Origin of the sequence: Pseudomonas sp. FP198, assembly GCF_030687895.1 — a bacterium.
Taxonomy (GTDB): Bacteria; Pseudomonadota; Gammaproteobacteria; order Pseudomonadales; family Pseudomonadaceae; genus Aquipseudomonas.
The window spans coordinates 457,727-482,619 of the sequence record NZ_CP117452.1 but is presented as its reverse complement, the minus strand read 5'-3'; the positions used below and the strand labels follow the sequence as shown (position 1 = coordinate 482,619).

The following is a 24,893-nucleotide window of genomic DNA, read 5'->3' as shown; positions in this document are numbered from 1 at the left end:
GTGCGTTTTGCCAACGGCCCGGCTGCGTACTTTGGCATCACCGGCGCGCAGATGCCGGAACCCATAACAACAAGCTGCCGAGGAATCTGACAATGAAACACCTGATCAGCTACTGCGTTCTTGCAATCAGCGCCACGTCCCTGCTGAACCAGACTGCCCTCGCAGCCGAGCCCGCCGCCTGCCAGAACGTGCGCCTGGGCGTGGTCAACTGGACCGACGTCATCGCCACCAGCGCCTTGACCCAAGTGATGCTCGATGGCCTCGGCTACAAGACCAAGCAGACCAGCGCCTCCCAGCAGATCATTTTCGCCGGCATCCGCGACCAGCGCCTGGACCTGTTCCTGGGCTACTGGAACCCGCTGATGACCCAGACCATCACCCCGTTCGTCGAGGCGAAGCAGGTCAAGGTGTTGGAGCAGCCGAGCCTCAAGGACGCCCGCGCCACCCTGGCCGTACCGACTTACCTGGCCGACAAGGGCCTGAAGACCTTCGCTGATATCGCCAGATTCGAAAAAGAGTTGGGCGGCAAGATCTACGGCATCGAGCCCGGTTCCGGTGCCAACACCCAGATCAAGGCGATGATCGCCAAGAATCAGTTCGGCCTGGGCAAGTTCCAACTGGTGGAGTCCAGCGAGGCCGGCATGCTCGCGGCGGTGGACCGCGCCGTGCGGCGCAAGGAAGCCGTGGTGTTCTTCGGCTGGGCGCCGCACCCGATGAACGTCAATGTGCAAATGACCTATCTCACCGGCAGCGAAGACGCCCTCGGCCCGAATGAAGGCATGGCCAGCGTCTGGACCGTCACCGCGCCGAACTACGCCGAGCAATGCCCGAACGTCAGCCGCCTGCTGAGCAACCTGACCTTCAGCGCCGAAGACGAGAGCCGGATGATGCAGCCGCTGCTCGACCACAAGGACCCACTGGAATCCGCCCGGCAATGGCTGAAGGACCACCCGCAAGACAAGCAGCGCTGGCTCGAAGGCGTGACCACTTTCGACGGCAAGCCGGCCATCGACAACCTGAAACTGACCAGCAACTGATCAACCGTTATCCCTCTGCGCAGCTCCAAAGGGCTGCGCGGTGACTCACCACGCCTGAAGGAATCCGCACCATGAACCACGACGTCATCATCACCTGCGCACTCACCGGTGCTGGCGACACGACCGCCAAGAGCCCGCACGTGCCGGTCACCCCGAAACAGATCGCCGCCGCAGCCGTCGAGGCCGCCAAGGCCGGCGCCACCGTGGTCCACTGCCATGTGCGCGACCCACAGACCGGCAAGTTCAGCCGCGACGTGGCGCTGTACCGCGAAGTGATGGAGCGCATCCGCGAGGCCGACGTCGACATCATCGTCAACCTCACCGCCGGCATGGGCGGCGACCTGGAAATCGGTGCGGGGGAAAACCCGATGGAATTCGGCCCCAACACCGATCTGGTGGGCCCACTGACCCGCCTGGCCCATGTCGAGGAGCTGTTGCCGGAAATCTGCACCCTGGATTGCGGCACCCTGAACTTCGGCGACGGCGACACCATTTACGTCTCCACCCCGGCGCAACTGCGGGCCGGCGCCAAGCGCATCACCGAACTGGGGGTCAAGGCCGAGCTGGAGATCTTCGACACCGGGCACCTGTGGTTCGCCAAGCAGATGATCAAGGAAGGCCTGCTGGACAACCCATTGTTCCAGCTCTGCCTGGGTATCCCGTGGGGCGCGCCGGCGGATACCACCACTATGAAGGCCATGGTCGACAACCTGCCCGCCGACGCGGTGTGGGCCGGCTTCGGTATCGGCCGCATGCAAATGCCGATGGCGGCACAGGCCGTATTGCTGGGCGGCAACGTGCGGGTCGGGCTGGAAGACAACCTCTGGCTGGACAAAGGCGTGCTCGCCACCAATGGCCAACTGGTGGAGCGTGCCGGCGAAATCCTCAGCCGCCTCGGGGCGCGTGTGCTTACGCCGGCTGAAGGCCGCAAGAAAATGGGCCTGACCCAGCGCGGCTAACCAAATCTCCACCGTCTTCCCTGTGGGAGCGAGCTTGCTCGCGATAGCGATAGTCCGACCGTCAAAGATGCGTCAGATGCACCGCCGCCATCGCGAGCAAGCTCGCTCCCACAGGTGGTCCTCACCCTTTTCAGGAAACCACCATGAGCTTCATCACCAACATCAGAACCTTCGCCGCCCTGGGCAGCGGCGTCATCGGCAGCGGTTGGGTCAGCCGCGCCCTGGCCCATGGCCTGGACGTGGTCGCCTGGGACCCGGCGCCGGGTGCCGAAGCGGCCTTGCGCAAACGCGTCGCGAACGCCTGGGGAGCCTTGGAAAAACACGGCCTGGCCCCCGGCGCATCGCAGGATCGCTTGCGCTTCGTCGCGACCGTCGAGGAATGCGTGCGCGATGCCGATTTCATTCAGGAAAGCGCTCCCGAGCGGCTGGAGCTCAAGCTTGAACTGCACGGGCAGATCAGCGCCGCCGCCAAGCCGAATGCACTGATCGGGTCGAGTACCTCGGGGCTTTTGCCGAGCGAGTTCTATGCAAACTCCACTCATCCAGAGCGCTGCGTGGTCGGGCACCCGTTCAACCCGGTCTACCTGCTGCCCCTGGTGGAAGTGGTCGGTGGCAAGCACACCGCGCCTGAAGCCGTACAAGCGGCGATGCAGGTCTACGAATCCCTTGGCATGCGCCCGCTGCACGTGCGCAAGGAAGTCCCCGGTTTCATCGCCGACCGCCTGCTCGAAGCGCTATGGCGCGAGGCCCTGCATCTGGTCAACGACGGCGTGGCGACCACCGGCGAAATCGACGATGCCATTCGTTTCGGCGCCGGCCTGCGCTGGTCGTTCATGGGCACTTTCCTGACCTATACCCTGGCCGGCGGCGATGCCGGGATGCGCCATTTCATGGCCCAGTTCGGCCCGGCGCTACAACTGCCGTGGACCTACCTGCCGGCGCCGGAGCTGACCGAGAAACTGATCGACGATGTGGTGGACGGGACGAGCGAGCAACTGGGGCGCCACAGCATTTCGGCGCTGGAGCGCTACCGTGATGATTGTTTGCTGGCTGTGCTGGAGGCGGTGAGGTTCACCAAGGAAAAACATGGAATGACCTTCAGCGAATAACCGGCTGCAGGTCTGGCCTCATCGCGAGCAAGCTCGCTCCCACAGTGATTCAGTATCGTACACAAAACCTGTGGGAGCGAGCTTGCTCGCGATAGCGTCAGCTCAATCGCCACAACAATCGGAACCCACCCTCATGCCCACCCTAACCACCTACCAAACCCCCATCCTCCCTGAATGGGTCGACTACAACGGTCACTTGCGCGATGCCTTCTACCTGCTGATCTTCAGCTACGCGACCGACGCGCTGATGGACCAGCTCGGCCTGGACAGCCAGAACCGCGAAGCCAGCGGCCATTCGCTGTTCACCCTCGAACTGCACCTGAACTACCTCCACGAAGTGAAGCTCGGGGCCGAGGTAGAGGTGCACACACAAATCATCGGCCACGACACCAAACGCCTGCACCTCTACCACAGCCTGCACCTGGTGGGCGGAGACAAAGAGCTGGCCGGCAATGAGCAGATGCTGCTGCACGTCGACCTGGCGGGCCCGCGTTCAGCGCCGTTCACCGAGCAGACCCTGGGCCGACTCAAAGCCCTGCTCGACAGCCAATCCGACCTGCCGGCCCCGAACTACATAGGCCGCGTCATCGCCCTGCCGCCCGCCCGATAAAAGCTTCGAACAGGAGACCGCCATGAACATCGCCGCCGCTATCGCCGACTTCCGACGCTACCCACTTGTCCAGGCATTGAGCGCCGTAACACCCTTGGCCGACCGGGTCCACGTCACGTGGGCCGACGGTCGGATCAGCCCGTTTCACCATCAATGGCTGCGGGACAACTGCCCCTGCGCGCAGTGTGTCTACAGCGTCACCCGCGAGCAGGTCCTGGAGATCGTCGACGTTCCGGAAGACCTGACGCCCGGCGCAATCGACATCGACGGCGCGGGCTGCCTACACGTGGTTTGGCAGGACGGCCATCAGAGCCTTTTCGACCCGGGTTGGTTGCGCGCCCATGCCTATGACGATCAATCCAGGGCCGAGCGACTGGCGGGCAAACCACAACGCCAACTGTGGCAGCACGATCTGTCACTGCCAGTGTTCGAATACCAGGCCCTGATGGAGGACGCCGACACCTTGCTGAAATGGCTACTGGCAGTACGCGACATCGGCCTGACCCAAGTACGGGACGTCCCCACCGAACCCGGCTCGCTGAAACTGATTGCCCAGCGCATTTCCTTTATCCGCGAAAGCAATTTCGGCGTGCTGTTCAACGTGCAGTCCAAGGCCGATGCCGACAGCAACGCCTATACCGCCTTCAATCTGCCGTTGCACAGCGACCTGCCAACACGAGAACTGCAGCCGGGTTTGCAGTTCCTGCATTGCCTGGTGAACGACGCCGACGGTGGCGAGAGCATCTTCGTCGACGGTTTCGCCATCGCCGAGGCGCTGCGTCGGGAAGAGGCCGAAGCCTTCGACGCGCTGTGCCAGATCCCGGTGGAATTTCGCAACAAGGATCGCCACAGCGACTACCGCTGCCTGGCGCCGATCATCGCCCGGGATACGCTGGGGCAGGTCTCGGAGATCCGCATGGCGAATTTCTTGCGCGGACCGTTCGATACATCGGTGGAGCAGATGTCGAGGCTCTATCAAGCATATCGCCGCTTCATTGCCCTGACCCGCGAGCCTCGGTTTCGCCTGGTACAAAGGCTTGAACCCGGCCAGCTCTGGTGCTTCGACAACCGTCGCACCCTTCACGCGCGCAATGCGTTCGACCCAGCCTCCGGGGCGCGGCACTTCCAGGGGTGTTATGTCGATCGGGATGAATTGTTGTCGCGGATTCTGGTGTTGCAGCGGTAAACCTCGTCATCGTTCTTCGCGAGCAGGCTCGCTCCCACAGGGGTTCTGTGTCGATCACAAAATCTAATGTGGGAGCGAGCCTGCTCGCGAAAGCACCCAATCAGACAACGCATTTCCCTTGATTCAAGCAGACAAAAAAATCCCCGATCAAGCCGTGACAGGATCGGGGCAGGAGCGTTACTGGAGGAGCCGTTGCGCGAGGGTGACCAAACCATCGTGATTCAGCTTGGGGCCAGTGTGCCCACTCCCGAGGCGGGCGAGTTAGCCGAAAACGACCCGCTCATAGTCATTCAGGCCAGATCGACGATTTGCCCTTGCCGCCGCTTCGGACGGCTACCAGAATCCAGTCACGACCCCAATCCCTGAACAAGGAAAAGCGTCATGATGTACGCCGATTTGATCGACCAGGAAGACCTGCTGGGCCATCTCAAGGCCCTGGGGTTGCAGATACCCAGCGGCGCGACCGCCGAGCAGGCCTGTGAATGCGCGGTGCGCGGCCTGGACCGGGCGCGCGCCAATGAACTGCGGCGCATGGTCAAGGACATGTACACCAGCAGCGCGACCATCCTGCCGGCGGTGCGCCAGGCAATCGACAAACAGCTGCTGCCAGCGCTGACGGAATACCAGCAGAACCATAGCGGCTGACCTTGTGGCGAGGGAGCTTGCTCCCGCTGGGCTGCGTAGCAGCCCCAAAAAGCTTGGGACCGCTGCGCGCTGGAGCGCCAGCCCGGTCCAGCGGGAGCAAGCTCCCTCGCCACAAAAGCCCTCGGTCCTAGAGCCTCACACTGGCAAACGTCGACTCATTGCGCGCCTGGCTCAATGCCGACAGCGGGCCGGACAATGGCGACAGCACCAGGGCCTGCGGCAACGGCATCATCGCTACCTGCTGGGTGGTGTTGGAACCGACGCGCTCGTCGCGCGGTGGAATGCCGAAGTATTCGCGGTAGCACTTGGAGAAGTGCGGGGTGGAGACGAAGCCGCACACCGAGGCCACTTCGATGATCGACATCGGCGTCTGCTTGAGCAACTGCCGCGCGCGGATCAGCCGCAGCTTGAGGTAGTAGCGCGACGGCGAACAGTGCAGGTATTTCTGGAACAGGCGCTCGAGCTGACGTCGGGACACGGCGACATACACCGCCAGTTCGTCCAGGTCGATCGGCTCTTCGAGGTTGGCCTCCATCAGTGCGACGATTTCCTGCAACTTCGGCTGGTTGGTACCGAGCATGTGCTTGAGCGGCACGCGCTGGTGATCCTGCTCGTTGCGGATGCGCTCATAGACAAACATTTCCGAGATCGCCGCCGACAGTTCGCGACCGTGATCGCGGCTGATCAAGTGCAGCATCATGTCCAGCGGCGCGGTGCCGCCAGAACTGGTGAAGCGATTGCGGTCGAGGGTGAACAGGCGCGTGCTCATCGATACCCGCGGGAAGGCTTCCTGCATGGCCGCCAGGCATTCCCAATGCACGCTGCAATCGAAACCGTCCAGCAGGCCGGCACAGGCCAGGGCCCAACTGCCGGTGCAGACCGCGCCGAGGCGACGGGACTGCCGGGCCTGGCTTTGCAGCCAGGAGACATGCTCACGGGTAACGGTGCGCTGGATGCCGATGCCGCCGCAGACGATGACGGTGTCGAGGGCCGGCGCTTTGTGCATGGAGGCGTCAGGCGTGATCTGCAGACCGTCACTGGCCCAGACTTGCCCGCCATCGACGGTCAGGGTGGTCCAGCGATACAACTCGCGACCGGACAGCTGGTTGGCCATGCGTAGCGGTTCCACCGCGGACGCCAGGGAAATCAGCGTGAAATTGTCCAGCAGCAAAAAGCCGATGGATTGAGGCGCACGGTTCTGGGGTTGAGCCCCAGAGTTGGACGTCGTCATCGCGGTATCTCCTCACACAAAGCGGGTGATGGCCTCAGGCGGAGGCTCTTGTTATTGCCCATCATTCTCTTGCGTGAGACGGGGCTTTATCGGGACAGAGCAATTGCCATGCCTAAATTTGAATGCGCGTTCAATAAATCCTGAAAACGACATGCCGACCTGTCTATTCAAGGGGCCTGTCAGGGCTGGTTTGAAAGTGCCATCAACGGCCCCAGGCACCTGCCACAGTGGGCTGTGAGCAGATCGGTAGCACTTGTGGTAACTGGGCTGCGCCGCTTGCACGGCGGATGTCACCGCAAGCGCGGGGACGGACGGTAGCGCGGCGGACAAAGGTGTGACCGACAAGTCACGGCTTGTCTGTTTGCGACGCGCCAAAACGTGGCGTGTTTTTGCAGCGGTGTTCATTTTACGAGCGGTTTTACAATCCGTGGCGAGGGGATTTATCCCCGCTGGGCTGCGAAGCAGTCCCGAACCGGACATCTCTGCATATCGGCAGGCTGCTGGGGGCGCTTCGCGCCCAACGGGGATAAATCCCCTCGCCACGTGAGTTTGCGCAGGCTTGGGTTCAACATTCCACCGCACTCACCGCCAACCCGCCCCGCGATGTCTCTTTATATTTGTCATGCATGTCGGCGCCGGTGTCACGCATGGTGCGGATCACCCGGTCCAGGGAGATGAAGTGCTGGCCGTCGCCGCGCAGGGCCATTTGTGCGGCGTTGATGGCTTTCACCGCGGCAATCGCGTTGCGCTCGATACAGGGCACCTGGACCAGGCCGCCGACCGGGTCGCACGTCAGGCCAAGGTTGTGCTCCAGGCCGATTTCCGCGGCGTTGCACAATTGCTCCGGCGTGGCGCCGAGGATTTCCGCCAGGCCCGCCGCCGCCATGGCGCAGGCCGAGCCGACTTCGCCCTGGCAGCCGACTTCGGCGCCGGAGATCGAAGCGTTCTTCTTGCACAAAATCCCCACCGCCGCTGCGCTGAGGAAATAATCCACCACGTTGGCGTCGGTCACCGCCTCGCTGAATTTCATGAAGTAATGCAGCACCGCCGGGATGATCCCCGCCGCGCCATTGGTCGGCGCCGTGACCATGCGCCCGCCGGCGGCATTTTCCTCGTTGACCGCCAGGGCGAACAGGTTGACCCATTCCATGGCGCTCAGGGTCGAGCCGATCACGTTCGGTTTGTTCAGTTCCTGCAGGCTGCGATGCAACTTGGCCGCACGTCGCCGCACGTTCAGGCCGCCGGGCAGGATGCCTTCGTGCTTGAGGCCTTGTTCGACGCAATCCTGCATGGCCCGCCAGAGTGTCATCAGGCCGCTACGGATCTCTTCCTCGGAGCGCCAGACCTTTTCATTCGCCATCATCAGCTCGGCCACCCGCAGGTTGTGCGTGCGGCACAGGGCCAGGAGTTCTTCGGCGCTGGAAAAATCGTAAGGCAGTTCGGTACTGTCCAGGTCCACCACGCCGCTGGAAGCCTGGGCCTGGTCAACGACAAAACCTCCGCCAATGGAATAGTAGGTGTCACGGTGCAATTCGCCGCTCGCGCCTTCGGCAACCAACGTCATCGCGTTAGGGTGGAACGGCAGGTTCTCGTCGATCAGGCGCATGTCGCGCGACCAGACAAAAGGCACCGGCAGACGTCCATCCAGCAATAAGGTCCCGGTTTCGCGCAGCAGTTCGATGCGCGTGCCGATCTGCGACGGGTCGATCGCGTCAGGCCATTCGCCCATCAGCCCCATGATCGTGGCGTTGTCGCTGCCATGGCCGATGCCGGTCGCCGACAGCGAACCGTACAACTGCACCTCGACCCGGCGCACATCGTGCAGCAGCGCCTTCGCCCGCAGCGCTTCAACGAACAGCGCCGCGGCGCGCATGGGGCCCACGGTATGGGAACTGGACGGGCCGATACCGATCTTGAACAGGTCGAACACGCTGATAGCCATGCCTTGGATCTCCAGAACGGTCACATCCGGGCGCAGGAGCGCCCGGTGGCGGAGCTGCTACGCTCAACGCCGGGATGGCCGCATCATCCGGCTTTTGAATCGGCTTTCGACGTCTGACACCGACGCAATCATGCCCAGCAGCGCCGCGCCCTTGTCGCCCAGGTTTTACGACGTTTTTTTGCGTGTCAGAAGCCAGCCGAGGGCGGAAAAAATCTGTAAACGACGTCACCAACACTGGATGCGACCCTCCCTGTACTGGATACGACGCACCCTGTAGGCGTCGGATTTGCACTGGTACATGATCGGTTACGGCTCGTTTGCAAGGCCGCGTGTCACCCAGGGTGCCCACGCGCCACCAACCGCAACATTAAAAAAGCAAAAAAGCGCGGTTGTCCCCGACCGGACACTGCCGATAAAACACCAGGAGTCCACCCATGAAAGGTTCCAAGCCGTTGTTGTTGGCCGCCATGCTGAGTCTTCCGATGCTGGCCAACGCTGCAGAGCCCGCTCAGTGCAGCACCGTCAACTTCTCCGATGTCGGCTGGACCGACATCACCGTTACCACCGCTACCACCAGCGTCGTGCTCGACGCCCTCGGCTACAAGACCAAGACCACGATGATCTCCGTACCAGTGACCTACAAATCCCTGGCCGACGGCAAGAACATGGACGTTTTCCTTGGCAACTGGATGCCGACCATGGAAAACGACATCAAGGCCTACCGCGAAGCCGGCACCGTGGAAACCGTGCGCGCCAACCTGGAGAACGCCAAGTACACCCTGGCCGTCCCCGAAGAGCTGTATGAAAAGGGTCTGAAGGATTTCGCCGACATCGCCAAGTTCAAGAAGGAACTGGACGGCAAGATCTACGGCATCGAACCGGGCAACGACGGCAACCGCTTGATCCAGAGCATGATCGACAAGAACGCCTTCGGTCTCAAGGACGCTGGCTTCAAGGTGGTCGAATCCAGCGAAGCCGGCATGCTGTCGCAGGTCGATCGCGCCCAGCGCCGTAACACCGCCGTGGTGTTCCTGGGCTGGGAACCGCACCCGATGAACACCCGCTTCAAGATGAAATACCTCACCGGTGGCGATGAGTTCTTCGGTCCGAACTTCGGCCAGGCAACCATCTACACCAACACGCGCAAGGGCTATGCCCAAGAATGCGGCAACGTCGGCCAACTGCTGAAAAACCTGGTCTTCACCCTCGACATGGAAAGCACGCTGATGGGCAACGTGCTGGACGACAAGATGAAGCCTGAAGCCGCCGCCAAGGCCTGGCTGAAGAAAAACCCACAGGTGCTCGACACCTGGCTCGCCGGCGTCACCACCATCGACGGTAAACCTGGCCTGGAGGCCGTGAAAGCCAAGCTCGCGCAGTAAAGCTTATGCCGGGCGGGTTCACTCGCCCGGGCTGTTTATTCCTTGCATGCGGAAGTTCACTACCATGCTTATTGATCAGAAAATACCCTTGGGCCAGTACATCGCGGGCTTTGTCGAATGGTTGACGCAAAACGGCGCCAACACTTTCGATGCCATCGCGATGTTTCTGGAAACGATGATTCACGGCGTGACGTTTGCGCTGACCTGGTTCAATCCCCTGGCCCTGATCGGCCTCATTGCCCTGCTGGCACATTTCATCCAGCGTAAATGGGGCCTGACGGTTTTTGTCATCGCCTCGTTCCTGCTGATCCTCAACCTGGGTTACTGGCAGGAAACCATGGAAACCCTCGCCCAGGTGCTGTTCGCGACCCTGGTCTGCGTGCTGATCGGCGTGCCGCTGGGCATTGTTGCCGCGCACAAGCCGATGTTCTACACCATGATGCGTCCGGTGCTCGATCTGATGCAGACCGTACCGACCTTCGTCTACCTCATTCCTACCCTGACCCTCTTCGGCCTGGGTGTGGTCCCGGGCCTGATCTCCACGGTGGTGTTCGCGATTGCCGCGCCCATCCGCCTCACCTACCTGGGCATCCGCGACGTTCCGGACGAACTGATGGACGCCGGCAAAGCCTTCGGCTGCTCCCGTCGCCAACTCCTCTCACGCATTGAATTGCCCCATGCCATGCCGAGCATCGCCGCCGGTATTACCCAATGCATCATGCTGTCGCTGTCGATGGTGGTCATCGCGGCGCTGGTCGGTGCCGACGGCCTGGGCAAACCCGTGGTCAACGCACTGAACACCGCCGATATCGCCCTGGGCTTCGAAGCCGGCCTGGCGATCGTATTGCTGGCGATCATGCTCGACCGAATCTGCAAACAACCCGACGCCAAAGTAGGGGGTGACGCATGAGCATAATCCGCTTCGAAGAGGTTGACGTGATCTTCGCCAAAGATCCGCGCGAAGCCCTCAAGCTGCTCGACAAGGGCATGACCCGCAACGAGATCCTGAAGCAGACCGGGCAGATCGTCGGCGTGGAAAAGGCCAGCCTGGATGTCGAAAAAGGCGAGATCTGCGTGTTGATGGGCCTCTCCGGCTCCGGCAAATCCAGCCTGCTGCGCTGCATCAACGGCTTGAACACAGTGAGTCGCGGCAAACTGTTCGTCGAACACGAAGGCCGGCAGATCGACATCGCCTCCTGCACCCCCGCCGAATTGAAGATGATGCGCACCAAGCGCATCGCCATGGTCTTCCAGAAATTTGCCCTGATGCCCTGGCTGACGGTGCGCGAGAACATCAGCTTCGGCCTGGAAATGCAGGGCCGCCCGGAGAAGGAACGCAAGAAGCTGGTGGATGAAAAGCTTGAGCTGGTGGGCCTGACCCAGTGGCGCAACAAGAAGCCCGACGAGCTGTCCGGCGGCATGCAACAACGGGTCGGCCTGGCGCGCGCCCTGGCGATGGACGCCGATATCCTGCTCATGGACGAACCCTTCTCGGCCCTCGACCCGCTGATCCGCCAGGGCCTGCAGGACGAACTGCTGGAGCTGCAGCGCAAGCTGAGCAAGACCATCGTATTCGTCAGCCATGACCTCGACGAGGCCCTGAAACTGGGTAGCCGCATCGCGATCATGAAAGACGGCCGCATCATCCAGTACAGCAAGCCGGAACAGATCGTGCTGAACCCGGCGGATGACTACGTGCGCACCTTCGTCGCCCACACCAACCCGCTCAACGTGCTCTGCGGCCGCAGCCTGATGCGCACCCTGGACAACTGCAAACGCATCAACGGTTCCGTGTGCCTGGACCCGGGCGGCGATTCCTGGCTCGACCTGGCCGAAGGCAATACCATCAAGGGCGCGCGCCAGAACGGCGCCGCGTTGGACCTGCAGAACTGGGCGCCGGGCCAGGCCGTCGAGGGCCTCGGCCGCCGTCCGACCCTGGTGGACTCCAGCATCGGCATGCGCGACGCCTTGCAGATCCGCTACCAGACCGGCAACAAGCTGGTGCTCCACGATAACCAGAAAGTGGTCGGGATCCTCGGTGACAGCGAGCTGTACCACGCCCTGCTAGGCAAGAACCTGGGCTGAGCCCGGGCACACAAAAACGCCGCGAGATGATCGCGGCGTTTTTGTTTGCACAGGAACAAGAATTGAAACGCTCTTGTGGTGAGGGGATTTATCCCCGCTGGAGTGCGAAGCACTCCCAGAGCCAGGCAACTCGGAGTGTCAAATCAGATTGAGTCGCTGCTATTGGGGCCGCTTCGCAGCCCAGCGGGGATAAATCCCCTCGCCACAACAGTGTTTACAACTATCGAACGGGGTCAGTTATAGACCCTACCCAACCCCGCCAACTCCGCCCGCTCCTGCTCAACCCGCACATCCTCGCGCATGGCCTTGTGCAGCCCGAACATGAAGAACACCAAAACCACCGAGAACGGCAGCCCGGCCAGCACTACCATGGTTTGCATGGCTTCGAAGTTACCGGCAAACAACAGGCCGATGGTCACCAGCGTGATCACCACCGACCAGAAGATCCGCAACCAGTGGGGGGCGTCTTCATCGACATTGCCGCCCGTGCACGAGAGATTGGCCATCATCACCGCGCCGGAATCCGCCGGGGTCAGGAACAGCACAAAACCGACAAAGATCGACACGCCGATCACCACTTTCGACGCCGGGTAATATTCCAACAGCTGATAGATCGACATCGACGGCTGCGTCAGTGCAGTCTTGCCCAGCTCCACCGCACCGTGGTTCATCACCAGATCCAGCGCCGAGTTACCGAAAATCGACAGCCAGGCCAGCGTGAAGCCCAGGGGAATCAGCAGCACACCGGCCACCAGCTCGCGCACGGTGCGGCCACGGGAAATCCGCGCGATGAACATGCCGACAAATGGTGCCCAGGAAATCCACCAGGCCCAGTAGAACAGCGTCCACAGGCCCATCCAGCGGCCCGACTTGGCGTTGTCGTCCGCATACACGTACAGGTCGAACGTCTTGAGCACAACGCCGTTGAGGTAGTCGCCAATGTTCTGCACGAAGCCGTTGAGCAGATGCAGGGTTGGGCCGCACAGCAAGACGAAGATCAGCAAGCCGCTGAACAGCACGATGTTCAGGTTGGATAGCCGGCGGATACCGTTCTCCACGCCGGACACGGCGGCGATGGTCGCCACGCTGCTCATCACGATGATCACGATCAGCAGGTTGGTGTTGCTGTGTTCCATGCCGAACAGGTTTTCCAGCCCGGAGGCGACTTGCAGCGAACCGATCCCCAGGTTGGTCACCAGTCCCAGCAACGTCACGAACATGCCGAAGCCGTCCACCGCGTGACCGGCCGCGCCCTTGACCCAGCGTTCGCCCATCAGCGGATACAGGGCCGAACGCAGCGCCAGCGGCTGGTTATGCCGGTAGGCGAAATAGGCCACGGCCAAGCCCACGAGGGCGTAGATCGCCCAGCCGTGCAGGCCCCAATGCAAAAACGTCAGCTGCACCGCCTGGCGCGCAGCCTGATTGCTGCCAGCGACGCCTTCGGGCGGGTTGAAGAAATGGTCCAGTGGCTCGGATGCGCCAAAGTACAACAGCGAAATGCCGATGCCCGAGGAAAACAGCATCCCGGCCCAGGCCCCATAACTGAAATCCGGCGTGTCGTCCTTGCTGCCCAGCTTGAGCTTGCCGTAGGAAGAAAACGCCAGGCCGACCACAAACACCAGGTAGGCGGCGATGACCACCATGTAGTACCAGCCGAAGCTGCGCGATAGCCACGCCTGGGCAATGCCGAGCAACCGGCCGGCCTCCTGCGGGGCGATGATCAGGATGGCCGTCAACAACAGAATCAGCGCGGTGGAGGTGTAGAACACCCAACCGTTGACCGTCACCTTCTGCGGCGGGGTCTTTATTAGCAAGGCAGAACTCATTGCACGGATGCTCCAGGCAGTGCGAGAGAAGGACTAGGCAACGCAATACCCGCCCGATCGATGAGTTGGCAGCCGACCGGCGGGTGTTATAAAGACACCCTGGAAGCCTTGCCCCCGCGATGCGTGGGTGTGGGGCCCGTGATGTCCGTTTATTTGCGCCATTTACGCGTAGGAAATTTCGTAAATCGCGACGATTTGTCGCAGAGCTTATTCTTTGTTGATTGAACGTTCAATCAAAACAAAATAGACTGGCCCTCATGAAGGCAGGCGAAGACTCGTCCGCCCGATGGCCTAAGGAGATGTGCAGATGCCCAAGGTCGGTATGCAACCCATCCGCCGCCAGCAGTTGATCGAAGCCACTTTGCAGGCTGTCGACCAGGTCGGAATGGGGGACGCCAGCATTGCGCTGATCGCCCGTTTGGCCGGTGTTTCGAACGGCATCATCAGTCACTACTTTCAGGACAAGAATGGCCTGATCGCGGCCACGGCCCAGTACCTGATGAGTGTCTTGAGCGAGAACGTCACCGCGCGGCGTCAAGCGCTGACGGACCCGAGTCCGCGAGCTCACCTGAAGGTGATCATCGAAGGCAACTTCGACGCCAGCCAGGTCAACGGCCCGGCAATGAAAACCTGGCTGGCCTTCTGGGCCACCAGCATGCACCACCCGTCATTGCACAGGTTGCAGCGGATCAACGATCACCGCCTGTATTCCAACCTGTGTTGCCAGTTCCGCCGCGTCTTGCCCGTTGACCAGGCACGCAGCGCGGCACGGGGCCTGGCCGCTCTGATTGACGGTTTGTGGCTGCGCGGGGCGCTGTCGGGAGACGCGTTCGATACCGCCCAGGCACACCAGATCGCTTACGAATACATGGATTTCCAACTGGCCAAGGCAGGAGCGCCAGAGCACACAGAACCGCTCGACTCCTGAACCGTCACCGCAGCGCGTAGTCAGCTATAAACGACACGCTCGGTGGCCAGCCAACCACTCATGCACTTGCGAGGACTTTATGGCCCGTTTCGAACTGCAAAAACTCTACATCGATGGCGCGTACAGCGATGCCAGCGGCGACGCCACTTTCGAAGCCATCAACCCGGCCAACGGTGAAGTTCTCGCCCTGGTGCAGCGCGCGACGTTCGAGGACGTCGAGCGCGCCGTGGTCAGTGCTGAAAAGGGCCAGAAAGTCTGGGCCGCGATGACCGCCATGCAGCGCTCGCGCATCCTGCGCCGCGCCGTCGACATCCTGCGCGAGCGCAACGATGAGCTGGCCGCCCTGGAAACCCTGGACACCGGCAAATCCTTCTCTGAAACCAAATACGTCGACATCGTCACCGGCGCCGACGTGCTGGAATATTACGCCGGCCTGGTGCCCGCCATCGAAGGCGAGCAGGTTCCGCTGCGCAGCACTTCGTTCATCTATACCCGTCGCGAGCCCCTGGGCGTGGTGGCCGGTATCGGCGCGTGGAACTACCCGATCCAGATTGCCTTGTGGAAGTCCGCCCCGGCCCTGGCAGCCGGCAACGCGATGATCTTCAAGCCCAGCGAAGTTACCTCGCTGACCACCTTGAAACTGGCCGAGATCTACACCGAGGCCGGTGTTCCAGCGGGCGTATTCAACGTGCTGACCGGCAGTGGCCGTGAAGTCGGCACCTGGCTGACCGAGCACCCGCGCATCGAGAAAATCTCCTTCACCGGCGGCACCGACACCGGCAAGAAAGTCATGGCCAGCGCTTCGAGCTCTTCGCTCAAGGACGTGACCATGGAGCTGGGCGGTAAGTCGCCGCTGATTATCTTCGACGACGCCGACCTGGATCGCGCCGCCGACACCGCGATGATGGCCAACTTCTACAGCTCCGGCCAGGTCTGCACCAACGGCACCCGCGTGTTCGTGCCAAGCCACCTGAAGGCGGCGTTCGAAGCCAAGATTGCCGAGCGCGTGGCGCGCATCCGCATCGGCAACCCGGAAGACGAAAACACCAACTTCGGCCCGCTGGTGAGCTTCGCCCACATGGAAAGCGTGCTGGGCTACATCGAGAAGGGCAAGGCCGAGGGCGCGCGCCTGTTGTGTGGCGGCGGTCGCCTGACCGAGGGCGATCTGGCCAAGGGCGCATTCGTCGCACCGACCGTGTTCACCGATTGCACCGATGACATGACCATCGTGCGTGAGGAAATCTTCGGCCCGGTAATGAGCATCCTCACCTACGACACCGAAGAAGAAGTGATCCGCCGCGCCAACGATACTGACTTCGGCCTGGCCGCCGGCGTCGTGACCCGCGACCTGAACCGCGCCCACCGCGTGATCCATCAGCTCGAAGCCGGCATCTGCTGGATCAACGCCTGGGGCGAGTCCGCGGCGGAAATGCCGGTCGGTGGCTACAAGCAATCGGGCGTGGGTCGGGAGAATGGCATCAGTTCGCTGACCAACTACACGCGGATCAAATCGGTACAGGTCGAAATGGGCGATTACACGTCGGTGTTCTAAACCTGCGTCGCCTCTGCGGCCGCCATCGCGAGCAAGCTCGCTCCCACAGGAGTTCCCATTCCAATGTGGGAGCGAGCTTGCTCGCGATCGAGTGCGAAGCACTCGCCAGGCCTGAACCCAATTCAAAAGAGGGTGCATTTCATGTCCCAAGAATTCGATTACATCATCATCGGTGCCGGCTCGGCCGGTAACACCCTGGCCACCCGCCTGACCGAAGACGAAGGCGTCACCGTCCTGCTGCTCGAAGCCGGCGGCCCGGACTATCGCCTGGACTTCCGCACGCAAATGCCCGCCGCCCTGGCGTTCCCGCTGCAAGGCCGACGCTACAACTGGGCCTACGAGACCGACCCGGAGCCGCACATGAACGGCCGCCGCATGGAGTGCGGTCGCGGCAAGGGCCTGGGCGGATCTTCGCTGATCAACGGCATGTGCTACATCCGCGGCAACGCCTTGGACTATGACAACTGGGCCAAGCTGCCAGGCCTGGAAGACTGGACCTACCTGGACTGCCTGCCGTATTTCCGTAAAGCCGAAACCCGCGACATCGGCCCGAATGACTACCACGGCGGCGACGGTCCGGTCAGCGTGACCACGCCCAAGCCCGGCAACAACCCGCTGTTCCACGCCATGGTCGAAGCCGGCGTACAAGCCGGTTACCCGCGCACCGAAGACCTCAACGGCTACCAGCAGGAAGGCTTCGGCCCGATGGACCGCACCGTGACGCCCAATGGTCGCCGCGCCAGTACCGCGCGCGGTTACCTGGACATCGCCAAGAAGCGCTCCACCCTGACCATCGTCACCCACGCCCTGACCGACAAGATCCTGTTCGAAGGCAAGCGTGCGGTCGGCGTGCGTTACCTCGTTGGCGCCGCTGAAGAGCGCGTCGAAGCGCGGGCCCGCAAGGAAGTGCTGCTGTGCTCCGGCGCCATCGCTTCGCCGCAGATCCTGCAACGCTCCGGCGTCGGTCCGGCAAAATTGCTCGAAAGCCTCGACATCCCGGTGGTCCACGACCTGCCGGGCGTAGGTGAAAACCTCCAGGACCACTTGGAGCTGTACCTGCAATACGCTTGCACCCAGCCGGTTTCGCTGTACCCGTCGCTGCTCTGGTACAACCAGCCGGCCATTGGTGCCGAGTGGTTGTTCAACGGCACCGGCATCGGCGCCAGCAACCAGTTCGAGGCCGGCGGTTTCATCCGCACCCGCCCGGACTTCGAGTGGCCGAACATCCAGTACCACTTCCTGCCGGTGGCGATCAATTACAACGGCAGCAATGGCGTTGAAGGAACACGGCTTCCAGGCGCACATGGGCTCCATGCGTTCGCCGAGCCGTGGCCGGATCCAGGCCAAGTCCAAGGACCCGCGCCAGCACCCGAGCATCCTCTTCAACTACATGGCCACCGAACAGGACTGGCAGGAATTTCGCGATGGTATCCGCCTGACGCGCGAGATCATGCAACAGCCGGCACTCGACCCGTTCCGCGGCCGCGAGATCAGCCCGGGCATCGAAGTGCAGACCGACGAGCAACTGGACCAGTTCATCCGCGAGCACGCCGAAACCGCATTCCACCCGTCCTGCTCGTGCAAGATGGGCACCGATGACATGGCAGTGGTCGACAGCGAAGGCCGTGTGCATGGCATGCAAGGCCTGCGGGTAGTCGATGCCTCGATCATGCCGATCATCACCACCGGCAACCTGAACGCGCCGACGATCATGATGGCCGAGAAAATCGCCGACAGGATCCGCGGTCGCCAGCCATTGCCGCGCAGCACCGCGCCGTACTACGTGGCCGGCGATGCGCCGGTGCGTGGCAAGCCGTTGCGTGAAGTGGCGACAGCCGCCCAGTAAGGTTCAAGACCCAGGGGCGGCCTTCGTCGGAGCGCCGCCCGGAGCAGGCTCGCTCCCACACCGGTTCCAAGGCGGACACAGGTTTTGTATCCACCAAAGATCCCACTGTGGGAGCGAGCCTGCTCGCGAAAGCGGTGGGTCGGCTTGCATCAATGTTGGATGTGCCGCCGTCTTCGCGAGCAAGCTCGCTCCCACAGGGGATTGGTGGTGAAACAAAGATTTCGTAACCGCTGAAGACCCAATGTGGGAGCGAGCTTGCTCCGGGCGGCGATCCGACGATTGCGCCCTACGGGCCACCGCAAAATTCCCATCTGCCTTGATCCCTCCCCCACCCCAGGCCTACTCTAGAGCCGCCCGCGTCAACGCGCCGCACCTCGCTGCACCGTCACTCCAGACAAGGAGGTTTCATGTTCGATTTCCATCCCCAGCTCAAGCAGCGGTTTGCTGCATTGCGCACGGGCGCTGAATTCTTTTCCCTGCGTTACGTCCGAGAGTCCGGTCAGCACCTGTCGGTGCGCAAGAATGTCGCCGAGCCGCCCAGCCTGAGCCGCGACGAAGGTGCGATGCTCACCGTGCGGGTCAATGGCGTCGAAACCTATGCGGCCACCAACGATTTGTCCCAGGCCGGCCTGCAAGCGGCGCTCGAACGCGCCGAGCAACAGGCCCGCCGGCTAAAGCCCCACGCTTTGCTCGACTTGCGCGAGCAGCCGGTCTCCAGCGACCGCGCCGATTATTTCTCACCGCATTTCGACCAGGCGTTCCCTCCACTGAGCGATTGCTACCAACTGCTCGGCGACGAATCGGCAGCGGTGCCGACGGACGAGCGCCTGGTGAACTGGCAGGCCAGTATCGGCCTGACTCAGGTCGAGCAGATCTACCTCAACAGCGCCGGTGCCGAACTGCGCCAGGCCCAGCGCTTCATCTACCCGGCCCTGGACGTCACCGCCTTCGACGGGCACGACAGCCAGACGCGCACCCTGGGCCGCGAAAACTTCGGTCAGCAGGGCGGCTTCGATGTGATCAACCGCTGCGGCCTGATCGGTGCCGGGCCGAAGATTGCCGACCAGGCCCTGCAATTGCTGATGGCGCCAAACACCCCGCAAGGCCCACGCGACCTGTTGCTGATGCCCGACCAGATGATGCTGCAGATCCACGAATCCATCGGTCACCCGCTGGAACTGGACCGCATCCTCGGCGACGAGCGCAATTACGCCGGCACCAGTTTCGTCAAGACCAGCGATTTCGGACACCTGCAATACGGCTCCAACCTGCTGAACGTGACGTTCGACCCGGACATCCCGGAAGAACTGGCCAGCTACAGCCATGACGACGACGGCAGCGCTGCCAGCAAACAGTTCCTGATCCGTGAAGGCTTGCTGCTGCGCCCCCTGGGCGGTGCGCTGTCGCAGTTCCGCGCCGGCCTCGACGGGGTCGCCAACAGCCGCGCCTGCAGTTGGAATCGTCCGCCCATCGACCGCATGGCAAACCTGAACATCGAGCCCGGCGACCAACCCCTGGAGCAACTGATCCAAGGCATCGAGCACGGCGTGCTGATGCGCACCAACCGCTCCTGGTCCATCGATGACGCCCGTAACAAATTCCAGTTTGGCTGCGAATGGGGCCAGTTGATTGAAAACGGCGAGCTCAAGGGCGTGGTGAAAAATCCCAACTACCGGGGCATTTCCGCGCAGTTCTGGAAGAGCTTGAGGGCGATGGGCGACGCCAGCACTTCCCAGGTCCTCGGCACGCCGAACTGTGGCAAGGGTGAACCGAACCAGGTCATCCGCGTCGGCCATGCTTCGCCGGCCTGTGTGTTCAGCAACGTTGACGTATTTGGGGGAGATGCCTGATGAGCACCGTCACTAATGAGGCCGGGGCGTTCAAGGCGTTGGTCGATTGGCTGCGCAATGCCTTGCGTGAGCCCGAACAGTTCACCCTCGGCTATGCCGCCGAATCCTCGGCTTTCGTGCGCTTCAACCACGGCAAGGTTCGCCAGGCCGGGCAGGTCCAACAGGCCAATATCAACCTCAAGCTGATCAACGACGGCCGCCATGCCGACTTGCAGATCACTTTGTCCGGCGACACCGCGACCGATCTGCAACGCCTGGGCGAAGGCCTGCAACAGTTGCGCGAGACGTTGCCGTTGCTGCCCGCCGATCCCTACCTGCTACTCAACCACAACCACTGGCAGAGCAACAATGTGCAGGATCACCCATTGCCCGAGACAGAGCAGGCGGTCGGCGAAATCACCCGCGCCGCAGAAGGCCTGGACCTGGTGGGGTTCTATGCGGCCGGGCCGATCAGCCGGGGCTTTGCCAGTTCCTCGGGTGCCTTCGGCTGGCATCAGGCCAACAGTTTCAATTTCGACTTCAGCTTGTTCCATGAGAACGGCCAGGCCGTGAAGGCCAGTTATGCAGGCCACGCCTGGAGCAGCGAAGGGTTCGCCCAACGTTTCGAACAGGCACGCGAACAGCTGCAATTCCTCGGCCGACCACTGCGCACGCTGCCGCCCGGTGAATACCGCGCCTACCTGGCGCCAGCCGCGCTGGAAGAAATCATGGGCATGCTCAGTTGGGGCGGGTTCTCGGCTCGTGCAATCGCCAGCAAGCAAAGCCCGCTGCAAAAGTTCTACGCCGGCGAAGCCCACTTCAGCCCCAACGTCTGGTTGACGGAGCAGGTCAGCGGCTCCCTGAGCCCGGCATTTTCCGACGAAGGTTATCCTCGCGATGACCTGGGGCTGATCGCCAAGGGCACGGCCAACGCACGGCTGGTCAATTCCCGCAGCGCCGCCGAATACGGTCTGACCGCCAACGGCGCCAGCAGCTATGAATACCCTACCGCGCTGGAGATGAAAGAGGGTCATCTGGCGCTAAGGCACGTTCTCGAAGAACTCGGCACCGGCTTGTACATCAGCAACCTCTGGTACCTGAACTACTCGGACCAACCGGCGGCGCGCCTGACCGGCATGACCCGTTTCGCCACGTTCTGGGTCGAGGATGGCCAGATCCAGGCGCCGGTGAGCACCATGCGTTTCGACGATAGCGTCTACAGCCTGCTCGGCTCGCAACTCGAAGGCCTGACCCGGGAGCGGGAACTTCTGCTTTCGGCCAGTACCTACAGCCAGCGGGCCACGGCTTCGATGTTGCTGCCGGGGGCGTTGGTGAAGAGGCTGACGCTGACCCTTTGAACCCCAACCCTACGCAGGCTGCGCAGAACTCTACTTGTGGCGAGGGGATTTATCCCCGCTGGGTTGCGCAGCAACCCCTAAAAGGCTGACCGAGTTCTGCCTGACTCACCGAGGTGACTGTTCTGGGGCTGCTTCGCAGCCCAGCGGGGATAAATCCCCTCGCCACAACGGCGCCCGCCCTTGATCAACCTGTCACACAAGAGGTCCCATGCCCAACCGCGCCCCGCTCGACGCCGTCACCGCCCGCTGGCTTCCGTGGGTCGTGGCAATCGCTTTCTTCATGCAGTCCCTGGACGGGACCATCCTCAACACCGCCCTGCCTGCCATGGCCAGCGACCTGGCGGAAAACCCGCTGCGCATGCAGGGCGTAATCATCGCCTACATGCTCACTGTGGCCCTGCTGATCCCGGCCTCGGGCTGGATCGCCGACCGCTTTGGCACCAAGAAGATTTTCTTCGGCGCGATCCTGCTGTTCAGCTTCGGCTCGTTGCTGTGCGCCTTGTCCAATTCGTTGAGCATGCTGATCGGCGCCCGGGTCGTCCAGGGCCTGGGCGGTGCGCTGATGCTGCCGGTGGGCAGGCTGGTGGTTCTACGGGCGTACCCGCGTTCGGAGCTGGTGCGGATCATGGGTTTCATCACTATCCCCGGCCTGCTCGGCCCGCTGATAGGCCCGACCATGGGCGGCTGGATGGTCGAGTACCTGACCTGGCACTGGATTTTCATCATCAACCTGCCGGTGGGGGTAATCGGCTGCTATGCCGTCTGGAAATTCATTCCGGACCTGCGCGGCAGCGAGCGCACGCGGTTCGATGGGCTGGGGTTCCTGCTGTTCGGCGCGGCGATGGTCTTGATCACCATCGCCATGGAAGGCCTGGGTGAACTGCATCTGCCACACCTGCGGGTGATGTTGCTGTTGTTCGGCGGCATGGCCTGCCTGGCGGCCTATTGGCTGCGGGCCGGGCATGTCGAGAATGCGCTGTTCCCGCCGTCACTGTTCAAGACCCGGACGTTTGCCGTGGGCATTCTCGGCAACCTGTTCGCGCGCCTGGGCAGCGGCGCTTTGCCGTTCCTGGTGCCGTTGCTCTTGCAAGTGGCGCTGGGCTATTCGCCTTCCCAGGCCGGGATGAGCATGCTGCCCCTGGCGGCGGCGGCGATGGTTGCCAAATCCGTGGCCCGGCCGCTGATCGAACGCTTCGGCTATCGCATCGTCCTCACTGCCAACACCCTGGCCCTGGGCGTGATGCTGGCGAGCATGGGCCTGGTCAGCGAACAGACGCCGTACTGGCTGTTGTTGGCCCATCTGGCGGTGCTGGGAGCAATCAACTCGCTGCAATTCACCGCGATGAACACCGTGACCCTGATCGACCTGGACGACGCCAGCGCCAGCAGCGGCAACAGCTTGCTGTCGGTGGTGGCGCAACTTTCCCTGAGCCTCGGCGTAGCCTGCGCCGGCGCCCTGCTCGGCGGCTTTACCGCCCAGGTCGGCAACGATGGGGTGGAGACGGTACTGGGCGCGTTCCAGTTGACCTTCGTGACCGTAGGCATCATGGCGATGCTGGCGGCGACGATTTTTTCCCAGCTGTCCAAGCAGGACGGACGGCGGGTGAAGCGGCCGGATGAGCATATCGAGCACTAGATGGGACTCAGGCGGCTTTAGGGCTCTGAGGGCATTTAGAGCTTTTGTGGCGTGGGAGCTTGCTCCCGCTCGGCTGCGCAGCAGACGCAATCCAGGCGACGCGATACTTCAGGCGCACCGTGTTGGCCGGTTTTGGGGGCGCTTCGCACCCCAGCGGGAGCAAGCTCCCTCGCCACAGGGAAATCTTTCCGCTTCGGAGCTGCGCCACAGCTCGTCCAGAACTTTCGAAGAAAGTGGCACGAGGCTGCTACACTGCGCGACATTTTGTTTTGCAGGCCAGTCCCGTGACCACCATTGCCACCGCTTTTAATACTTTGCCGCTGTCCGCCGCCATGCTGGCTAACCTCGAATCACTCGGTTATGCCCAGATGACGCCGATCCAGGCGCAAAGCTTGCCGGTGATCCTCAAGGGTATGGACCTGATCGCCCAGGCCAAGACCGGCAGCGGCAAGACCGCGGCCTTCGGCATCGGCCTGCTGAACCCGATCAACCCGCGCTTCTTTGGCTGTCAGGCCTTGGTGATGTGCCCGACCCGTGAGCTGGCCGACCAGGTCGCCAAGGAAATCCGCCGGCTGGCCCGCGCCGAAGACAACATCAAGGTCCTGACCCTGTGCGGCGGCGTGTCCTTCGGCCCGCAGATCGCCTCCCTCGAACACGGTGCCCACATCATCGTCGGCACGCCGGGGCGCATCCAGCAGCACCTGCGCAAAGGTTCGCTGGTGCTCGACGGCCTCAACACGCTGATCCTCGACGAAGCCGACCGCATGCTCGACATGGGCTTCTACGACGCCATCGAAGACATCATCCAGCAGACCCCGGAACGCCGCCAGACGCTGCTGTTCTCGGCCACTTATCCGGTGGGCATCAAGCAACTGTCGTCCAAGTTCATGCGCAATCCACAGCAGGTCAAGGCCGAGGCGCTGCATTCCGACGCCCAGATCGAGCAGCGCTTCTACGAGATCTCTCCCGAGGAGCGCATGGACGCGGTGGTCAAGGTGCTGGCGCATTTCCGCCCGGCCTCCTGCGTGGCGTTCTGCTTCACCAAGCAGCAGGTCCAGGAAACCGTCGATCACCTGACGTCCAAGGGCATCTCCGCCGTCGGCCTGCACGGTGACCTGGAGCAGCGCGACCGCGACCAGGTCCTGGCGATGTTCGCCAACCGCAGCACCTCGGTATTGGTCGCCACCGACGTGGCGGCCCGCGGCCTGGACATCGATGCCCTGGACATGGTGATCAACGTCGAGCTGGCCCGGGACTCGGAGATTCATATCCACCGCGTCGGCCGTACCGGGCGCGCCGGGGAGAAAGGCATCGCCATCAGCCTGGTCGCGCCGTCCGAAGCCCATCGCGCCCAGGCCATCGAGCAACTACAGAAATCGCCGTTGAGCTGGGACCAGTTGGACAACCTCAAGCCCCAGGGCGGCGGTCCGCTGCTGCCGGCCATGAGCACCCTGTGCATCGGTGCCGGACGCAAGGACAAGGTGCGCCCCGGCGACATCCTCGGCGCCCTGACCGGCGAGGCCGGCATCCCCGGCGCCCAGGTCGGCAAGATCGCGATTTTCGATTTCCAGGCCTATGTGGCAGTGGAGCGCGGGATCGCCAAACAGGCCTTGCAGCGCCTGAACGATGGCAAGATCAAGGGACGCTCGTTGCGGGTGCGGATCCTGTAAACGGTCGTCGCCCCAACAAAGATCAAACTGTGGGAGCGAGCTTGCTCGCGATGGCGTCAGTT

Annotated in this window: 18 protein-coding genes and 1 pseudogene; 16 read left to right on the top strand and 3 right to left on the bottom strand. The window is 62.6% G+C overall.

Features of this window, described 5'->3' with window-relative positions; all coding sequences use genetic code 11:
• Positions 1-92: 92 nt before the first annotated feature.
• The 6 genes from PSH78_RS02305 (at position 93) to PSH78_RS02280 (ending at position 5,546) form a co-directional block, all read left to right on the top strand.
• Positions 93-1,037, top strand: a complete 945-nt coding sequence (locus tag PSH78_RS02305; protein WP_305498289.1) for a choline ABC transporter substrate-binding protein — start codon at positions 93-95, stop codon at positions 1,035-1,037.
• A gap of 71 nt (positions 1,038-1,108) precedes the next feature.
• On the top strand, positions 1,109-1,996 hold the full coding sequence (locus PSH78_RS02300) for a 3-keto-5-aminohexanoate cleavage protein (protein WP_305498288.1): 888 nt from the start codon (positions 1,109-1,111) through the stop codon (positions 1,994-1,996).
• A gap of 143 nt (positions 1,997-2,139) precedes the next feature.
• Positions 2,140-3,105, top strand: coding sequence for an L-carnitine dehydrogenase (locus PSH78_RS02295; protein WP_305498287.1), 966 nt, complete (start codon positions 2,140-2,142; stop codon positions 3,103-3,105).
• Between the two features lie 133 nt (positions 3,106-3,238).
• A complete protein-coding gene (locus PSH78_RS02290) occupies positions 3,239-3,715 on the top strand; it encodes a thioesterase family protein (RefSeq protein WP_305498286.1) in 477 nt (158 codons plus the stop codon).
• Between the two features lie 22 nt (positions 3,716-3,737).
• Complete coding sequence (locus PSH78_RS02285; RefSeq protein WP_305498285.1) at positions 3,738-4,901, top strand: gamma-butyrobetaine dioxygenase; 1,164 nt, start codon at positions 3,738-3,740, stop codon at positions 4,899-4,901.
• A gap of 381 nt (positions 4,902-5,282) precedes the next feature.
• A complete protein-coding gene (locus PSH78_RS02280) occupies positions 5,283-5,546 on the top strand; it encodes a hypothetical protein (protein ID WP_305498284.1) in 264 nt (87 codons plus the stop codon).
• Between the two features lie 127 nt (positions 5,547-5,673).
• Here PSH78_RS02280 and PSH78_RS02275 read toward each other — a convergent pair whose 3' ends face one another.
• Together PSH78_RS02275 and PSH78_RS02270 are read right to left on the bottom strand one after the other, a co-directional pair.
• Positions 5,674-6,777 carry a GlxA family transcriptional regulator gene (locus PSH78_RS02275; protein ID WP_003177576.1) on the bottom strand — a complete coding sequence of 368 codons (1,104 nt, stop codon included), beginning with the start codon at positions 6,775-6,777 and terminating at the stop codon, positions 5,674-5,676.
• Positions 6,778-7,342: 565 nt separating this feature from the next.
• Complete coding sequence (locus tag PSH78_RS02270; protein WP_305498283.1) at positions 7,343-8,719, bottom strand: L-serine ammonia-lyase; 1,377 nt, start codon at positions 8,717-8,719, stop codon at positions 7,343-7,345.
• 434 nt (positions 8,720-9,153) lie between these two features.
• Between PSH78_RS02270 and PSH78_RS02265 the strand changes: the two genes are divergently transcribed.
• The 3 genes from PSH78_RS02265 (at position 9,154) to choV (ending at position 12,186) form a co-directional block, all read left to right on the top strand.
• Complete coding sequence (locus PSH78_RS02265) at positions 9,154-10,101, top strand: choline ABC transporter substrate-binding protein (protein WP_305498281.1); 948 nt, start codon at positions 9,154-9,156, stop codon at positions 10,099-10,101.
• Positions 10,102-10,165: 64 nt separating this feature from the next.
• Complete coding sequence (choW, locus tag PSH78_RS02260) at positions 10,166-11,011, top strand: choline ABC transporter permease subunit (RefSeq protein WP_305498280.1); 846 nt, start codon at positions 10,166-10,168, stop codon at positions 11,009-11,011.
• A complete protein-coding gene (gene choV, locus PSH78_RS02255) occupies positions 11,008-12,186 on the top strand; it encodes a choline ABC transporter ATP-binding protein (protein WP_305498278.1) in 1,179 nt (392 codons plus the stop codon). The genes choW and choV overlap by 4 nt, the downstream gene beginning before the upstream one ends.
• A 233-nt stretch (positions 12,187-12,419) precedes the next feature.
• Here choV and PSH78_RS02250 read toward each other — a convergent pair whose 3' ends face one another.
• On the bottom strand, positions 12,420-13,955 hold the full coding sequence (locus tag PSH78_RS02250; protein ID WP_305501163.1) for a BCCT family transporter: 1,536 nt from the start codon (positions 13,953-13,955) through the stop codon (positions 12,420-12,422).
• A gap of 364 nt (positions 13,956-14,319) precedes the next feature.
• Between PSH78_RS02250 and betI the strand changes: the two genes are divergently transcribed.
• The 7 genes and pseudogenes from betI (at position 14,320) to dbpA (ending at position 24,831) form a co-directional block, all read left to right on the top strand.
• The gene (gene betI, locus PSH78_RS02245; protein WP_305498277.1) at positions 14,320-14,940 is read left to right on the top strand and encodes a transcriptional regulator BetI; all 621 of its coding nucleotides are present in this window, start codon (positions 14,320-14,322) and stop codon (positions 14,938-14,940) included.
• Positions 14,941-15,019: 79 nt separating this feature from the next.
• Positions 15,020-16,492 (top strand): betaine-aldehyde dehydrogenase, encoded by a 1,473-nt coding sequence (gene betB, locus PSH78_RS02240; RefSeq protein ID WP_305498275.1) that lies wholly within the window; start codon positions 15,020-15,022, stop codon positions 16,490-16,492.
• A 141-nt stretch (positions 16,493-16,633) separates the two neighbouring features.
• Positions 16,634-18,338: pseudogene (betA, locus tag PSH78_RS02235) on the top strand (choline dehydrogenase).
• Between the two features lie 407 nt (positions 18,339-18,745).
• Positions 18,746-20,188 (top strand): TldD/PmbA family protein, encoded by a 1,443-nt coding sequence (locus PSH78_RS02230; protein ID WP_305498273.1) that lies wholly within the window; start codon positions 18,746-18,748, stop codon positions 20,186-20,188.
• Entirely contained in the window at positions 20,188-21,525 is a 1,338-nt protein-coding gene (locus tag PSH78_RS02225) for a TldD/PmbA family protein (protein WP_305498271.1), read from the top strand. Before PSH78_RS02230 ends, PSH78_RS02225 begins: the two co-directional genes overlap by 1 nt.
• Before the next feature lie 208 nt (positions 21,526-21,733).
• A complete protein-coding gene (gene mdtD / locus PSH78_RS02220) occupies positions 21,734-23,161 on the top strand; it encodes a multidrug transporter subunit MdtD (RefSeq protein WP_305498269.1) in 1,428 nt (475 codons plus the stop codon).
• A gap of 332 nt (positions 23,162-23,493) precedes the next feature.
• On the top strand, positions 23,494-24,831 hold the full coding sequence (gene dbpA / locus PSH78_RS02215) for an ATP-dependent RNA helicase DbpA (RefSeq protein WP_305501161.1): 1,338 nt from the start codon (positions 23,494-23,496) through the stop codon (positions 24,829-24,831).
• The last annotated feature ends 62 nt before the right edge of the window (positions 24,832-24,893 follow it).

Excerpts from the sequence above, each read along its gene's own strand:
- PSH78_RS02300 (WP_305498288.1), top strand. The coding sequence starts at position 1,109 with ATGAACCACGACGTCATCATCACCTGCGCACTCACCGGTGCTGGCGAC.
- choW (WP_305498280.1), top strand. The coding sequence starts at position 10,166 with ATGCTTATTGATCAGAAAATACCCTTGGGCCAGTACATCGCGGGCTTT.
- PSH78_RS02290 (WP_305498286.1), top strand. The coding sequence starts at position 3,239 with ATGCCCACCCTAACCACCTACCAAACCCCCATCCTCCCTGAATGGGTC.
- PSH78_RS02230 (WP_305498273.1), top strand. The coding sequence starts at position 18,746 with ATGTTCGATTTCCATCCCCAGCTCAAGCAGCGGTTTGCTGCATTGCGC.
- PSH78_RS02270 (WP_305498283.1), bottom strand. The coding sequence starts at position 8,719 with ATGGCTATCAGCGTGTTCGACCTGTTCAAGATCGGTATCGGCCCGTCC.
- PSH78_RS02265 (WP_305498281.1), top strand. The coding sequence starts at position 9,154 with ATGAAAGGTTCCAAGCCGTTGTTGTTGGCCGCCATGCTGAGTCTTCCG.
- mdtD (WP_305498269.1), top strand. The coding sequence starts at position 21,734 with ATGCCCAACCGCGCCCCGCTCGACGCCGTCACCGCCCGCTGGCTTCCG.
- PSH78_RS02280 (WP_305498284.1), top strand. The coding sequence starts at position 5,283 with ATGATGTACGCCGATTTGATCGACCAGGAAGACCTGCTGGGCCATCTC.
- PSH78_RS02225 (WP_305498271.1), top strand. The coding sequence starts at position 20,188 with ATGAGCACCGTCACTAATGAGGCCGGGGCGTTCAAGGCGTTGGTCGAT.
- betI (WP_305498277.1), top strand. The coding sequence starts at position 14,320 with ATGCCCAAGGTCGGTATGCAACCCATCCGCCGCCAGCAGTTGATCGAA.
- PSH78_RS02305 (WP_305498289.1), top strand. The coding sequence starts at position 93 with ATGAAACACCTGATCAGCTACTGCGTTCTTGCAATCAGCGCCACGTCC.
- dbpA (WP_305501161.1), top strand. The coding sequence starts at position 23,494 with ATGCTGGCTAACCTCGAATCACTCGGTTATGCCCAGATGACGCCGATC.
- PSH78_RS02295 (WP_305498287.1), top strand. The coding sequence starts at position 2,140 with ATGAGCTTCATCACCAACATCAGAACCTTCGCCGCCCTGGGCAGCGGC.
- choV (WP_305498278.1), top strand. The coding sequence starts at position 11,008 with ATGAGCATAATCCGCTTCGAAGAGGTTGACGTGATCTTCGCCAAAGAT.
- PSH78_RS02285 (WP_305498285.1), top strand. The coding sequence starts at position 3,738 with ATGAACATCGCCGCCGCTATCGCCGACTTCCGACGCTACCCACTTGTC.
- PSH78_RS02275 (WP_003177576.1), bottom strand. The coding sequence starts at position 6,777 with ATGACGACGTCCAACTCTGGGGCTCAACCCCAGAACCGTGCGCCTCAA.
- betB (WP_305498275.1), top strand. The coding sequence starts at position 15,020 with ATGGCCCGTTTCGAACTGCAAAAACTCTACATCGATGGCGCGTACAGC.